Here is a 12,680-nt window from a genome sequence, read left to right on the forward strand (position 1 = left end):
GTGCAGGCGGACGTCCCGGGATTCGGCGCGCAGCAGTTCGACAGCGCGGTGCAGCGGTTCGAGGTTTCCGCCGTGCCCGTTGACGAGCAGTATCCGTTCGAAGGTGGCGGTGGCCGAGCGGCAGAGCTCCACGATCAGCAGTTCCAGCGCGCGCTGCCCAATGGACAGGGTGCCGGGAAAACCGGCGTGTTCCCCGCTCGAGCCATAGGGGATCGCCGGGGCGACCAGGACGCCGGAACGCCGCCCGGCCAGGCCGGCGCACAGCGCGACGGCGAGGTCGGTATCGGTGGACAGCGGGAGATGCGGACCGTGCTGTTCGGTCGAACCCACCGGCACCGCCAACAGCGCGTCCGCGGCCGCGGCGTGTTCACCCGCCTCCGGCCATGTGAGATCCGCCACCAACATGCGCCGAGATTAACGTCAGCGACTGACATAATCAATAGCTCGCCGCCGTTATGCCCCGAAGTCGGGTACCGGCCACCCGAAGGGCAGATAATCGACTGCCGTGACGGCACAGAGCACCCGCGGGCGCCCGCGAGGCACCACCCAACGCGAACTCGAACTCATCGCCATGCGGTTGTTCAGCGAACAGGGCTTCGACCGGACCACGGTCGAACAGATCGCCGCCGCGGCGGGAATCAGCGGACGCACATTCTTCCGCTATTTCACCGGCAAGGCCGAGGTGCTGTGGTACTCGTTCGACGACGAGGTCGCGGCTCTGCGGGCGGCCTTCACCACCGTGGCCGCCGACGAGCCCATGATGGCCGCGGTCCGTCGCGTGGTGGTGAACGCCAACCGCTACCGCGCCGAGGACGTCCCCGAACTGCGCACCCGGATGCGACTGATCGCCACGGTCCCGGCCCTGGCCGCCACCGCCGGCCCGCACTACGACGCCTGGGAACGCGCCGTCTCCGACTTCGCCGCCTCCCGGCTGGGCGAACCCGCCGACGGCCTGATCCCGATGGCCGTCGGCCGCACCACCCTGGCGGCCGCCCGCGCCGCGTTCGACGCCTGGCTGGCCCGCGCCGACGCCGACCTGACGGTCTACCTCGACCGCGCCTTGGCCGCCCTCGAGCGCGGCTTCGCGCCGCCCAGGTGAATCCCCAGTTCGGGAATACCCCCCGCAGGTTTTACCACCGCTGGTGGTGGGGTATGACTAGGCTCGGTATCGGCACGCCGCCGAATACGACGAATCACCGACCGTCCGGAAGGGGCACAAGTTTTATGTCCGAGGTGTCCATGAGCCTTTCGGCGGACTCATTGGCCGCGGAACCTGTCGACAACCTGCTGCCACAGCTGGTCGAACATCTGCGCCAGAACCGCACTGCCCTCCGCGAGGAATGGGCCCGACGCATCACCGACGCCCGCCTGCTCACCGCGATGACCCCGGAAGAGGTCTTCTCCGAAGCGACGTCGATCTACGACAACTACGTCGAGGTACTGCAGACCGGTAGCGTCGAGGCACTGCAGGCCTATGCGCGCGATCTGTCCGAGCGCATTATTCCGCGCGGTGTCGAAACCGACGAGGTCCTCGGCATGGTGCTGTTGCTGCGCGATGTGCTGGCGCGGTCGCTGTTCGAGAAGTATCAGACCAACTTCGAACTGCTCAACGCGGTACTCGACGCCTACGAACCGGCCGCCAATCGCATCGCCAACACCGTGGGTGTCTCCTTCGTCCAAGAACGCGAGCGCATCATCCGCCAGCAGCAGGAGGCCATCCGGGAGCTGTCCACCCCGGTGCTGCAGGTACGCGAGCAGCTGCTGATCCTGCCCATCATCGGCGTGCTGGACAGCCAGCGGGCGCGCCAGCTCACCGAACAGTTGCTGCGCGCCATCCGCGACAACCGAGCCAAGGTGGTCGTGATCGATATAACCGGTGTGCCGGCAATCGACTCCACCGTGGCCAACCACCTGGTACAGACCGTCGACGCGTCCGGGCTCATGGGCGCCAGCGTCATCATGACCGGTCTGTCCTCGGAGATCGCGCTCACCCTGGTGACCATCGGTCTGGACCTGTCCAAGATGAACGCGGTCGGCGACCTGCAGGGCGGGATCGAGGAAGCGGAGCGTTTACTCGGCTACGAGGTCTCCAGAGTGACCGAACGCGGCGAACGCGACAACCGGTGACCGGGCCCCAGACATGCCGGTACCCATCCTCAAACAAGGCACATATCTGATCGCGTCGGTACAGTCCGCACTGACCGATGCCGATACCGAGCGATTACAGGACGACCTGATGAAGCAGGTCAGCAAGTATCGCGCGCAGGGCATCATCGTCGATGTGACCGCCATCGATGTGATGGATTCCTTCGCCGCCAGATCGCTGCGCACCATCGCCCATATGACCCAGCTGCGCGGCGCCGAGACCGTCATCGTCGGCCTGCAGCCCGAGGTGGCCTTCGCCATGGTGCAGCTCGGGCTCACCTTCGAGGACATGCACACCGCGTTGGACCTCGAAGAGGGACTCGCCTGGTTGAACCGCAAAGTCCCCACCCGGCACCAACGGGACGGTCGTGACAGTGGCCGCTGAGAACATGGTGATCGCGGTGAAGATGTCGAACGACATCGTGACCGCACGGCAGGCCGGGCGGGAGCTGGCGGAGGAGCTCGGTTTCTCGCTCACCGACCGAACCATGATCTCCACCGCCATCTCCGAGGTGGCGCGCAATATCACCAGTTACGCCGGCAGTGGCGAGGTCCGATTACTGGTGGACGAGCGCGACGGGCGACGGGCCCTGGTGGTACAGGCCCAGGACCAGGGACCCGGCATCATCGACGTGGCCCGTGCCATGGAAGACGGATATTCGACCGGATTGGGCCTGGGTCTCGGCCTTCCCGGCGCCAAACGGCTGATGGACGGCCTCACCGTCGACTCCGCACCCGGACACGGCACGTTGGTGGAAATGTGGAAGTGGGTACCCGACAGTGCATGAGGACGGGTTCATCGGTCGAGTCGAATGGGCGATGGCGGGCCGGGCGCTACCGGGACAGGACGTGTCCGGCGATCGATGCGCGGTCTTCGACACCGGCCGCGGAACCGTGCTGTTCGCGGTGCTCGACGGACTGGGCCACGGCGCCGCCGCGGCCGCCGCGGTCGACCGCGCCACCCGGGTGCTGTCCCAGAACCGCACCGCACCCTTGGACGAGCTGATGGTGCTGTGCCACCGCGCCATGGCCGATACCCGCGGCGCCGCGGTCTCGCTGGCGCTGTTCGGGGCGCAGGAAACCCAGTGGCTCGGCGTGGGCAATGTGGAATCGCAGGTGCTCACCGCCGGACCGACCGGGCCGACGGTGCGGGCCACCGCGCTGCTGAACGGCGGAATCGTCGGCTACCGACTACCCGCGAACCTCCAGCCGCAGACCATACCGATACGGCCGGGCGATCTGCTGCTGATGTCCACCGACGGGGTGGTCACCGAACCGGGCGAGGGGGTGGACCTGTCCAGGTCGACCGCGGATATCACCATGGATCTGCTGGACCGCAACGCCAAGGACACCGACGACGCCCTCGTACTCGCCGCCCGGGTGCGCGGTACGTCGAACGGAACGCCGTGATCGCGGGCGGTATGCGATGAGCGCCGTACTCGCGGCATTCCTCGACGACTACACCGACGCGCTGCGCCGGCATCTGGCCTCGCCCGCCCTCGACGGGCTCGCCGAGGGCCACGAACTGGGACGGCGGGCGCTGGTCGAGGGCATCAGTCTGCTCGATCTCACCGAGCACCACTTCCGCGTCGTCAAACAGGTGCAGGCCGAGGATGCGAAGACCCGCGCCGACCGCACGGTTTCCGAGGCCGGAACCGAGCCGGACAGCGGCATCGAGGAGAACGCGCTCGAATTCCTGCTGCAGACCCTCATCACCCTGGATGTCGCCACCCGTGGTTACCTCGACGGCACCCGACGTTACGAACAGCAGCGTTCCCGCGCCGACGACCTCGGCCGACGCGACGCGTTCCGTACCGCGCTCGTCGAATCCCTGCAGGACGGCTTCTTCGTCGCCGACGGTCGCGGCACCATCGTCGAGGTCAACACCGCGTTCGGGAAGATAACCGGCTACGGCGCCGCCGGGGTCCCCTATGCGCTGCCGCATCCGTGGTCGATACCCGCCGGCCCGCGCTACCCCGATCTGGGTACCGAGGCACTGCGCTTCGTCCTGCCCATCCGGCACCGCGACGGCCGCCAACGCTGGCTCGGGGTGAGCACCAGTGCCCTGGTCAAACCGGACGGGGTCGAGCAGATCTTCGTCGGTACCGTGCGCGATGTCACCGCGGAACACGATGCGCAGGCCCGCGACCAGGCGGCGTCCCGGCTGGCCACCGCGGTCGCCTCGGCCACGAGTGTCGCCGAGGTGCTGGAGGTGGGCCTGGACGAGCTGCGCCGCACGGTCGGCGCCGAGACCGCGGTGGTCTCGGTGTGGACCGGCCGGCACACCGACCCCGAGGTCTATATCTCCGGCGCGGTGGTGGACAGCGAAACAGTGGCCACCGGCACCGCCCGGTCCATTCTCGACGCCCCCACCCAGGCGCTGCTGGACCGCGCCCGGCTGCGGCCGGGACGGACCCTCATCGCGATCCCCGAGGGCGCGGAGCTCGCGGAGGGGATGGTGGCCCCGCTCGGCGAGACCGGCGATGCCGCGCTGTGGTTGCGCTTCGCCGCGCCGCGGGTCGTCGACGCCGCCGACTGGACCCTGTTCTCCCTCCTCATCGGACATCTGAGCCTGGCGGTACAGCGGGCCCGGCATTTCGACCAGGCCCGGTCGACCTCGCTCACCCTGCAGCGGGCCATGCTCGGGCCGATCGATCTCCCGCCGCGGTTCTCGGTGCACTACGAACCCGCGCTGCCACCGCTGGAGATCGGCGGCGACTGGTACGACGTGGTGCCGCTGCCGGACGGGACCATCGGCGTGGTGGTGGGCGACTGCGTCGGCCGTGGCCTGTCCGCCGCGGTCGTCATGGGACAGTTGCGCACCGCCGCCCGGGCGCTGCTGCTGCGCGGCGCGGGCCCGGCCCAGCTGCTCACCGAGTTGGATCCGGTGGCGGCCCGAATTCCCGGCGCGGTGTGCACCACGGTGTGCGCGGCGGTACTCGACCCGGTGCGCGGGCTGGTGCGCTACAGCAACGCCGGTCATATGCCGCCCATACTGGCCGATGCGCGGGCCACCGGACGGATTCTGGAGGGTGGCCGATCGGTGCCGCTGGCGACCTTCGAGATCCCGCGGCGCCCCGAGGCCACCACTCCCCTGCCTCCCGGCTCGACCCTGGTGCTGTTCACCGACGGACTGGTGGAGCGGCGTGGTGAGGACATCGACGACGGTTTCGCCAGAATCGCCGCGGTGCTGGCCGAGACCCCGGAACGGCTGCCGCGGGAGGTCGCCGACGCCGTCTTGTCGGAACTGCGTCCGGCCGGCGGATACGACGACGACATCGCCATGGTGGTCTACCGACAACCACCCGCCCCGCTGCACCTGGATCTCCCGGCGCGACCGGAGCAGTTGGCCGCCCTGCGTCGCACGCTCATGGCCTGGCTGACCGCCGCCGCGGTGCCGTACGATCTGGCCGGCGATCTGGTGTCGGCCACCAACGAGGCGTGCAGCAACAGCATCGAGCACGCCTATCGCGGCGCCGACGACGGGCGGGTGGAGCTCACCGCGGAATGCGACACCGAGACCGTCGTCATCCAGGTCACCGATACCGGCGTCTGGAAGCCGCGCTCCTCCGACCCGGGGCCCCGCGGGCGCGGGATCGATATGATGCGTGCCCTCACCGAGGATCTCGAGATCGACCACGGCGATACCGGTACCCGGGTACGGATGTCGGTGACCTTACCGGCGATCACGTTCCCGGTGGCCAATGCGCTGCGCGGGACGCCGCAGCGGAGTTCGGTCTGACGGGATATCGACCGGGCCGCTACCCGGCGGGCTGCGCCGCACGGCACAGCTTCCGAAGGGGGCGTCCTCGTATACCCGCTCCGGTGTCTCGGTGGGCCCGCGACCCTTCCACCAGGGCGGATTCATCCGATGACTCGCGCCCGACCGTACCATCCGACCGGCCGGCACAAACTGTGCACCCGCCGAGCTTGCGATTTCGCCGTCATTTGTGTGTTGTGAAGATGTGACGAACACATCCGGAGACGCGTATCCCCTCACGGACACAATGACCACATCCGTCGCGGACCACGACGGCGCGACCGTGCTCACGGTGACCGGGGAGGTCGACCTCGCGACGGCCCCGGCACTGGAGACCGCGATCGACGCGGCGCTCGGCGCAGAGCCCGCCGGACTCATCATCGACCTGTCCGCGGTCAGCTTCCTCGCCTCGGCCGGAATGGCCGCGTTGGTCGCGGCGCATCAGCGGGCGGGCGAGGCGACGAAGATCGCCGTGGTCGCCGACGGACCGGCGACCAGCCGCCAGCTCAAGATGACGAGTCTGGACAAGGTATTCGCGCTGTACCGCACCCTGGACGAAGCCCTGACCGGTTTCCGCGACAACTGACGGGCCCGAACCGAGGTCACCACCCCGGCCGCTCCGCCGATACCCGACACCTCGGGGCCACCGAACACCTCGGCGGCCCCGAGGCGAGACCTTGGACGTCGCCGAGGCCCGAGCGGTCAGTCGCAGAGCGTACGCAGCCGTTCGATCAATTCCACCCGCTCGGCGGGCGTGGCGGCCAGCGGCGAGACGTTCAGCACGGTGACACCCGCCTCCGCGAAGGCGGCGATCCGCTCCTTGACGAAGCTCTCCGGGCCCACCAGCGAGATATCGCGGACCAGGTCGTCCGGAACGACCTTGGCCGCCTCGTCCTTCTTGCCCGCCAGATACAGCTCTTGGATTCGATCGGCTTCCGCGCCGTAACCGTACTTGGTGGCCAGCGTGTGGTAGAAGTTCTTACCTTTGGCGCCCATCCCGCCGATGTACAGCGCCAGGACGGGTTTCACGAAGTCCAGCAACGGGGTCACGTTCTCGCCGATGGCCAGCGCCGGCCCGGCGTACACGTCCAGCGGGCCCAGGGCCGGGTCACGGAGTTCGAGGCCGGCGCGCAGCGAATCACCCCAGATCTGCTCGGCCTTTTCCGGCAGGAAGAAGATCGGCTGCCAGCCCTCGGCGATCTCGGCGGCCAGTCGGACGTTCTTGGGGCCGAGCGCGGCGAGCAGCACCGGAATCCGCTCCCGAACCGGATGGTTGATCAACTTCAGCGGTTTGCCCAGGCCGGTGCCCTGTCCCTCGGCCAGTGGGATCTGATAGTACCTGCCCCGGTATTCCAGCCGCTCCCGCCGCCACACCGCGCGGCAGATCTCCACGACCTCTCGGGTCCGTCCGATCGGCGCGTCATAGGGGACTCCGTGGAAGCCCTCGATCACCTGCGGCCCGGAGGCACCCAAACCCAGGACGAAGCGACCGTCGGAGACGAAGTCCAGACCGGCCGCGGTCATGGCGGTCAGGCTCGGAGTGCGGGTGTAGAGCTGCATGATGCCGGAGGCCAACTGCAGGCGCGTTGTCCTGGCCGCGAGATAGCCCAACGCGCTCACCGCATCGAACGAGTACGCCTCGGGCACGAACACAATGTCCAGCCCGGCGCGTTCGAGGTCGGCCACCTCGGCCGCCGCCTCGGTGAACCCGCCCGAATAGTTGAGACCCAAACCGATACGCATAGCGATCAACATAACCGCGGTGAGGAGGTGACCTTACACCGGCCACGCCGTCGGAGCGGGTAGGTTGAATTCCGAGCCCTATTGAGGCTAATACTGAGCTAATGAAATAGAGAAAGGCCAGACCGTGTCGCAGCCCACCGCGCCGCCGCAGCAGACGTCCACCGCGTTCGGCAGCAGGCCGCTCGGCGACTACCTGGGCGAACTCGCGGCGAAGGTCCCCGCCCCCGGTGGCGGCGCGGTCGCCGCCCTGCACGCGGCGCAGGCCGCGGCCTTGGTCGCCATGGTCGCCCGTTACACCATGCGCGCCAAGGATGCCGAACACCGGGAGGCCGTCGACCGCGTCGTCGCCGCCGCCGACGCCGCCCGGGAGCGGTCGCTGGCCCTGGCCGACGCGGACGCCGCCGCGTTCACCGCCGTCGGCGCGGCCTACCGGCTGCCCAAGGACACCGAGGCGCAGACCGAGCAGCGCTCGGCGGCGATCACCGCGGCACTGCTCGAGGCGGCCCGCGTCCCGGCCGCGGTCGTCGATGAGGCCGACGAGGTCCTCACCCTCGCCGCGGAACTGTTGCCGATCGGAAACCCAAATGTGGTAACCGATATCGGCGCCGCCGCCGACGCCGCCCGCGCCGCGGCCACGAGTTCCCGACTCAATATCGAGATCAATCTCGTATCCCTGCCCGATGAGCACGGTTCCGAGTTCACATCCACGCTGGACCGAATCGAACAAATCAGCGCACGGGCCGATGCCCTCCATGCGGATGTATTGCATGCGGTACGCGGCGATTGAGTCACGGTCGGATTACTCGGCCGAAAACGCAATTGACGGAACGCGATCGGGGCGATTACCAACGGCCCGGCAGGCGGGGAATTCGGCGTAGAATGGGCCCCGGTCCCCTGACCACACATTTCGCATTGTTCGACACGACCAGTTCCACCGAGCAAGACGAGTTACCAGCTGGATGCGTCACCCGCTGTACCGGTCGAGCGCAGTACCGTCGGCCGGAGCTGTTTGCCCCAGCTCTACAAGTGCAGGAGGTAACGGTGAGGATCGGGTATACATCGGTGCCGGACACGTTCGAGCCGGACGAACTGATCCACGAGGCGCCCGACGCCGCCGACACGGGAGAGGACGACACCTCGGTGGCGACACTCTCCCCGAAGGACGGATTCTCCTGGGCGCAGAGCGACGAGCAGGGGATCGATGCCGTCTCCGAGCGAAAGGTCTTTTCCAATATCGCGGATTGTTCCGCCGACCCTGGAGTGTTGACCTTCGGACAGGCGTATCGCGCCCACGACATCCATCGCTACTGTTCCTCGGAATGTCAGGTCCGCAGACGGGCCGTGTCGACCTTGACCGCGGCCGAAAGACCAGGTTTCGACATTTCCCCGGGCGTTCCCGCTCCCACTGTCGATTGATTTCGTCTTCGGCGCGTTATCTGTTTGCGCTGCCGCTTTCTTCGCCATCATGCCGGATATTCCGGTGTCGGGCGGTCGGTCCCACCGGCCCGCCGCTTCATCGAATGTGATCCATCGCTTCACCGAATGGTTCTTATCAGCTCCACCCTTGGCCGGGCGGCGATTTCGGCGTGCCGTATGGCCACCAGTAGAGGAGGAAAAGTTGAGTACCATTTTCACGCGCGAGCCGGTTGAATCGAATATTTCCGCACGAAAACCCAGGCATGCCCGGCTCGGTGGAATCGGCCGCAACCACCGGCTCAATATCGTGCTGGTGGCCCCGCCCTACTTCGACGTTCCCCCCGCCGGTTACGGCGGTGTCGAGGCAGTGGTGGCCGAACTCGCCGACACCCTGGTCGCCCGCGGGCACCGGGTGACCTTGTTGGGAACCGGGAAGCCGGGCACCGCAGCGGAATTCGTCCCCGTCTGGGAGCATATCCAGGCCGACCGACTCGGTGACCCGTTCCCCGAGGTCGTCAACGCCCTCAAGGTGCGCCGAATCGTGGAGAAACTGGCCCGCTCACGGCATATCGACATCATCCACGACCACACCTTCGCCGGACCACTCAACGCCCCCGCCTACGAAGCGCTCGGCATCCCCACCGCCGTGACCGTGCACGGCCCGGTCGACAACGATATGTGGGAGTACTACGGAGCCCTGGACGAACACACCCGGCTCATCGCGATCAGCGACCGGCAGCGGGAACTGGCACCGAATTTCAACTGGATCGCGCGGGTGTACAACGCACTGCGCCCCACCGAATGGCCTTTCCGCACCGAGAAGAAGGACTACGCGCTGTTCCTCGGCCGCTATGCGCCGTACAAGGGACCGCATCTGGCGTTGCGCGCCGCGCATGAGGCCGGTGTGCCGCTCATCCTGGCGGGCAAATGCAACGAACCTCCGGAGAAGGCGTTCTTCGCGCAGGAAATCGAGCCGCTGCTCACCGAGAACGACACCGTCTTCGGCGAAGCCGACGCGGTGGCCAAGCGGGAACTGTTCGCCTCCGCGCGCTGCCTACTGTTCCCGATCCAGTGGGAAGAGCCCTTCGGCATCGTGATGATCGAGGCGATGGCGTGCGGTACGCCGGTGGTGGCCCTGCGCGGCGGCGCGGTCGAAGAGGTGATCGAAGACGGCGTCACCGGCATCATCTGCGACGATCCATCCGAACTGCCCGCGGCCATCGCCCGCGCGAGCGAACTCGATTCCCATGCCTGCCGACGCCGGGTCGAGGACTATTTCGGAGTCGATCAGCTGGGCGCAGGCTATGAAGCGGCCTACTATCGCATACTCGAAGCGTGGGACGAAGCCCACGCCAGGGCACAGACACTGACCGCGACCGGCCTACGTCACAGCGGACTACTCGGTATGCGAACGGAGGCCGGCACGACCTCGTTATGGAGCTGAGCATGAGTGAACCGCCGCGAGTGCTGAACTCCGGCCAGCCCGCCGCCATCAACGGTGGCGGCGGGACCGTCACTTTGGTCGAAGCGAGTACGTTCTGCCTATCCGACCACCTCGGCGATATCCATTCCGGGACATCGCAGGGGCTGTTCTTCCGGGACGCCCGTGTGCTCTCGCGCTGGGAGCTACGGTTGGACGGCCAGCCTGCCGAACATTTGACCGTCCTCACTCCGGAGGCGTTCAAGGCCCGGTTCGTCATGCGCAAACCTCCGCGTCAGGGGGTGGCGGACAGCACGGTACTGGTGGTGCGCCGACGCCTCATCGGTGACGGTCTCAAAGAGTCCATCACCGTGCGCAATCTGGGGCACGAGGACACCGCGATAACCATCACCCTGTTCGCGGACGCCGATTTCGCGGACCTGTTCGCCGTCAAGGAGGGCCGCAACCACGGTGGCAGCGCCGAAGCCGTCGCCGTGGACAACGAACTGCTTCTCACCGATCGCAACGAGCCCGGCCGTGGCCTGACCATCAGCGCCACGGGCGGGCCGGTCATGTTGCCGGGCAGTGTGAACTGGCAGGTGGTCGTGCCCGCCCGCGGCCAGTGGCATACCGAGATCGTGGCCCAGCCGGTGCTGTCGCACCGGCGGGTGCAGGTGGCGTTCGGCGACGACGAAGACAGCCCGATCAGCCGGATCAAGGCATGGCGGGCCACGGCGACGGACCTGACCGCCGGCGATCCCAATCTCAGCGAGGTCCTGCAGCGCACCGAAGGCGATCTGGGCGCACTGCGTATCGACGGGCGTGAGGACGGCGCCCCGGCCTATGTGGCCGCCGGGGCGCCCTGGTTCATGACCCTGTTCGGCCGGGACAGCCTGCTCACCTCGTGGATGGCCCTGCCGCTCGACTCCGCGCTGGCGGTCGGCACCCTGCGCAGGCTGGCGGCGCTGCAGGGCACGAAGGTCAATCCGATCACCGAAGAGGAACCGGGCCGCATCATGCACGAGATGCGCCACGGCCCGGCCGGCGATCAGGTGCTCGGCGGCACCGTGTACTACGGATCGGCCGACGCCACGCCGCTGTTCGTTATGCTGCTGGCCGAATGCTGGCGCTGGGGCGCCGACGAGAAGGCCATCCGGGAACTACTCCCCGCCGCCGACGCGGCCCTGACCTGGATCGACGAATACGGCGATGCCGATGGCGACGGATTCGTCGAATACCGGCGCAAAACCGACCGCGGGCTTACCAATCAGGGCTGGAAGGACAGTTTCGACGCCATCAACGACGCCGCCGGACATCTGGCCGAGCCGCCCATCGCGCTGTGCGAGGTCCAAGGCTACGTCTACGCGGCGCGGATGGCGCGCGCCCAGCTCGCCGACCATTTCGGCGATACCGCCACCGCCGCCCGGCTGCGAGAGCAGGCCGAGGACCTGAAGGCCCGCTTCGACGAGGCATTCTGGGTGGCGAAGAACGGCTGGTACGCGGTCGCGCTGGACGGCCAGAAGAACCAGGTCGATTCGCTGACCAGCAATGCCGCCCAATGCCTGTGGACCGGTATCGTTTCCGACGAACGGGCCGCCGAACTGGTGCAGCGGCTCGCCGACCCCAGTATGGACTGCGGTTTCGGGTTGCGCACCCTGGCCTCGACCATGGGCGCCTACAACCCGATGAGTTATCACAACGGTTCGGTATGGCCGCACGACACCGCCATCGCCGTGGCCGGTCTGCTGCGCTATCGGCATATCCCGGGTGCGAGCGAACTCGCCGAACGGCTCGCCACGGGGCTGCTCGACGCAGCGAGCGAATTCGGCGGCCGACTGCCGGAGTTGTTCTGTGGCTTCGGGCGCACCGAGTTCCGTTCGCCGGTGCCCTACCCCACTTCCTGCTCCCCGCAGGCCTGGGCCAGTGCGGCGCCGCTGCTGCTGGTGCGATCGTTTCTCGGTCTCGCCCCCTGTGTCCCGCACCGCATCCTGCGGGTCGCCCCGCAACTGCCGCGGGAATGGGGGAAGCTGGTCCTCACCGATCTGCGGCTGGGGCCGGCGACGGTCAGTATCCATGCCGAAGGCACGGCCATGCACGTGCACGGGTTGCCGCAGGACTGGCAGTTGGTCACGGAGTAGCGCCGAGGTGAGACCCGGGAGAAATCCTCTCGTGTGATCCAGTTGATCATGGTCGCCT

At 67.7% G+C, this 12,680-nt stretch carries 13 protein-coding genes; 11 read left to right on the plus strand and 2 right to left on the minus strand.

What is annotated here, in order from left to right; all coding sequences use genetic code 11:
• Window positions 1-405, minus strand: a 405-nt coding sequence (gene mftE / locus ON20_RS15340) for a mycofactocin biosynthesis peptidyl-dipeptidase MftE (protein ID WP_040836388.1), incomplete at its 3' end; no start/stop codon positions are given.
• 100 nt (window positions 406-505) lie between these two features.
• Here mftE and mftR point away from each other — a divergent pair.
• The 7 genes from mftR (at window position 506) to ON20_RS15375 (ending at window position 6,491) form a co-directional block, all read left to right on the plus strand.
• Window positions 506-1,099, plus strand: coding sequence for a mycofactocin system transcriptional regulator MftR (gene mftR, locus ON20_RS15345; protein WP_040836282.1), 594 nt, complete (start codon window positions 506-508; stop codon window positions 1,097-1,099).
• Window positions 1,100-1,224: 125 nt separating this feature from the next.
• A complete protein-coding gene (locus ON20_RS15350) occupies window positions 1,225-2,127 on the plus strand; it encodes an STAS domain-containing protein (RefSeq protein ID WP_040791003.1) in 903 nt (300 codons plus the stop codon).
• Window positions 2,128-2,140: 13 nt separating this feature from the next.
• A complete protein-coding gene (locus ON20_RS15355; RefSeq protein WP_040836283.1) occupies window positions 2,141-2,530 on the plus strand; it encodes an STAS domain-containing protein in 390 nt (129 codons plus the stop codon).
• Between the two features lie 4 nt (window positions 2,531-2,534).
• Entirely contained in the window at window positions 2,535-2,933 is a 399-nt protein-coding gene (locus ON20_RS15360; RefSeq protein WP_040836391.1) for an anti-sigma regulatory factor, read from the plus strand.
• On the plus strand, window positions 2,926-3,555 hold the full coding sequence (locus tag ON20_RS15365; protein ID WP_040836284.1) for a SpoIIE family protein phosphatase: 630 nt from the start codon (window positions 2,926-2,928) through the stop codon (window positions 3,553-3,555). The genes ON20_RS15360 and ON20_RS15365 overlap by 8 nt, the downstream gene beginning before the upstream one ends.
• A gap of 16 nt (window positions 3,556-3,571) precedes the next feature.
• Complete coding sequence (locus tag ON20_RS15370; protein ID WP_040836286.1) at window positions 3,572-5,887, plus strand: SpoIIE family protein phosphatase; 2,316 nt, start codon at window positions 3,572-3,574, stop codon at window positions 5,885-5,887.
• A gap of 265 nt (window positions 5,888-6,152) precedes the next feature.
• Window positions 6,153-6,491: an STAS domain-containing protein gene (locus ON20_RS15375; protein ID WP_051162549.1), complete on the plus strand. Its 339-nt coding sequence runs from the start codon at window positions 6,153-6,155 to the stop codon at window positions 6,489-6,491.
• A gap of 116 nt (window positions 6,492-6,607) precedes the next feature.
• On the opposite strand, the gene ON20_RS15380 is transcribed toward ON20_RS15375, so the two are convergent.
• Window positions 6,608-7,648, minus strand: coding sequence for an LLM class F420-dependent oxidoreductase (locus ON20_RS15380; protein ID WP_040836393.1), 1,041 nt, complete (start codon window positions 7,646-7,648; stop codon window positions 6,608-6,610).
• Window positions 7,649-7,772: 124 nt separating this feature from the next.
• On the opposite strand from ON20_RS15380, the gene ON20_RS15385 reads away from it, so the two are divergent.
• The 4 genes from ON20_RS15385 (at window position 7,773) to ON20_RS15400 (ending at window position 12,622) form a co-directional block, all read left to right on the plus strand.
• Window positions 7,773-8,435, plus strand: coding sequence for a cyclodeaminase/cyclohydrolase family protein (locus tag ON20_RS15385; RefSeq protein WP_040836288.1), 663 nt, complete (start codon window positions 7,773-7,775; stop codon window positions 8,433-8,435).
• 254 nt (window positions 8,436-8,689) lie between these two features.
• The gene (locus ON20_RS15390) at window positions 8,690-9,064 is read left to right on the plus strand and encodes a hypothetical protein (protein WP_157228865.1); all 375 of its coding nucleotides are present in this window, start codon (window positions 8,690-8,692) and stop codon (window positions 9,062-9,064) included.
• A gap of 280 nt (window positions 9,065-9,344) precedes the next feature.
• Window positions 9,345-10,508 (plus strand): glycosyltransferase family 4 protein, encoded by a 1,164-nt coding sequence (locus ON20_RS15395; RefSeq protein ID WP_051162577.1) that lies wholly within the window; start codon window positions 9,345-9,347, stop codon window positions 10,506-10,508.
• Between the two features lie 2 nt (window positions 10,509-10,510).
• A complete protein-coding gene (locus tag ON20_RS15400; protein ID WP_040836396.1) occupies window positions 10,511-12,622 on the plus strand; it encodes an amylo-alpha-1,6-glucosidase in 2,112 nt (703 codons plus the stop codon).
• Window positions 12,623-12,680 lie beyond the last annotated feature (58 nt).

The sequence above is a fragment of the Nocardia brevicatena NBRC 12119 genome (genome assembly GCF_000308495.1).
GTDB classification, from domain to species: Bacteria; Actinomycetota; Actinomycetes; order Mycobacteriales; family Mycobacteriaceae; genus Nocardia; species Nocardia brevicatena.